Annotated in this window: 2 protein-coding genes and 1 pseudogene; all 3 read left to right on the plus strand. The window is 37.5% G+C overall.

Annotated elements, in window-relative coordinates:
• Positions 1-1,373: APC family permease (locus tag EQ827_RS08590; RefSeq protein ID WP_181190566.1), on the plus strand; the 1,373-nt coding region annotated here is incomplete at its 5' end.
• Between the two features lie 155 nt (positions 1,374-1,528).
• Positions 1,529-1,879, plus strand: coding sequence for a PadR family transcriptional regulator (locus tag EQ827_RS08595; protein WP_181190567.1), 351 nt, complete (start codon positions 1,529-1,531; stop codon positions 1,877-1,879).
• A pseudogene (locus EQ827_RS08600) lies at positions 1,851-2,037 on the plus strand (hypothetical protein); the annotation flags it as partial. The gene EQ827_RS08595 and the pseudogene EQ827_RS08600, both read left to right, overlap by 29 nt.

Consider the following 2,037-nt stretch of genomic DNA (forward strand, 5'->3'; position numbering starts at 1 on the left):
CTCATTTAGTGCGAACCTTACGTGTCCGAGATTTTTTAGCCTTAGGAGTAGGAACGATTGTTTCCACAACTATTTTTACATTACCTGGAACTGTAGCTGCTGAGCATGCTGGTCCCGCTGTGGTTTTATCTTTTTTAGGAGCAGCAATTGTTGCCGGTTTAGTTGCTTTTGCTTATGCAGAGATGGCGTCAGCAATGCCTTTTGCCGGTTCAGCATATTCGTGGATTAATGTTATTTTTGGTGAATTTTTTGGCTGGGTTGCTGGCTGGGCCTTATTAGCTGAATATTTTATTGCTGTGGCCTTTGTTGGCTCCGGGTTATCAGCTAATTTCCGCGGATTAATCGCACCTTTAGGGTTACAGCTGCCTAATTATTTGGCTAATCCAGTAGGCAATAAAGGTGGATTTATTGACTTAATTTCAGCAGTAGTAATAATAGGTGTTGCAGTTTTGTTATCACGTGGTATGACTGAAGCTGCTCGCGTAGAAAATATTTTAGTTGTAGCTAAAGTTTTTGCAGTAATTTTATTTGTCATTGTAGGAGCTACTGCTATTCACGCAAAAAATTATGTTCCATTTATTCCCCAATATCACGTTAATCCTGATGGTAGTGCTTTTGGCGGCTGGAAGGGCATTTATGCTGGAGTTTCAATGATTTTTTTGGCATATATTGGTTTTGATTCGATTGCTGCTAATTCTGCAGAAGCCATTAACCCACAAAAGACCATGCCTAGAGGTATTTTAGGTTCATTATTAATTGCAGTGGTTTTGTTTGTAGCCGTGGCTTTGGTTTTAGTAGGAATGTTTAAATATACAGAATATGCCAATAATGCCGAACCAGTAGGCTGGGCTTTAAGACAAAGTGGACACACGATAGTGGCCTCGGTGGTCCAATCAATTGCTGTTATTGGAATGTTTACGGCTTTAATTGGAATGATGTTAGCTGGTTCTAGATTAATTTATTCATTTGGCCGTGATGGTTTGTTGCCTAAGTGGTTGGGGCAGTTAAATGATAAAAAATTACCTAATCATGCCTTAAGTGTGATTACAATTGTGGCCGTGATTGTTGGTTCAATCTTTCCTTTTGATGAACTTTCACAGTTAATATCTGCAGGAACTTTGATTGCCTTTATGTTTGTTTCTTTAGGCATTTATGGTTTGCGTCGGCGTGAGGGTAAAGATATAGTCAATAATGGTTTCAAAATGCCATTTTATCCGGTGTTGCCAGCTTTAGCCTTTTTAGGTTCATTAATTGTTTTTTATGGCTTGAGTACAGCAGCGAAGATTTATGCGGTAGGTTGGTTCTTATTTGGCCTTATTGTCTACTTCGCTTATGGAATGCATCATTCCTATCTCGAACAAGATAAAAAATAATAATATAAAAATACTAAATAAAACCGTGGAGATGATAAAATTTCCGCGGTTTTATTGTGTTTCAAGCATTGATTTCATACATAAAAACTAGCTATTAGGCTTTACATAGTACCTGGTATTTGCTATTATGTAAAACATAATAGCGAGGTGGTAAAATGCAATCAGCACAATTATTGAAGGGAATATTAGAAGGTTGCGTATTATTAGTTATTGGAGACAAGGAAGTCTACGGCTATGATTTAGTTCAGCAATTACGTGATCTGGGCTTTATTAAGGTGACCGGGGGAACTGTTTATCCCTTGTTACAAAAACTGGAGAAACATCAGCTTTTGGCTAGTTATCGTAAACCATCAAGTTTTGGTCCCGCGCGTAAATATTATGTCCTTACAACTGCCGGACAGCATGAGAGTCAAGAATTTATTCAACAATGGCGCTATTTGGATAATATTGTTAATCAGATTGTGAGGAGGGACTTCGGTGATGAAGCAAACACAAAAAGTAGCTAACCTCATTGAACAAAATAATCAGCTACAAAAATCATTAATAGCAACTAATGCCCAGTACTACAATGATTTATTGCTTTATGTCCGTAGTGCTGGAATTTTTTATAACGATTGGGAAGTTGAAACTTGTCTTATGGAAATTTTACAAGATATTATTGCAG

Origin of the sequence: Bombilactobacillus bombi, assembly GCF_013607485.1 — a bacterium.
Classification (GTDB): Bacteria; Bacillota; Bacilli; order Lactobacillales; family Lactobacillaceae; genus Bombilactobacillus; species Bombilactobacillus bombi_A.

What these genes read in the sequence shown, in the direction of transcription:
- EQ827_RS08595 (WP_181190567.1), top strand. Translation starts at nt 1,529, where the DNA reads ATGCAATCAGCACAATTATTGAAGGGAATATTAGAAGGTTGCGTATTA.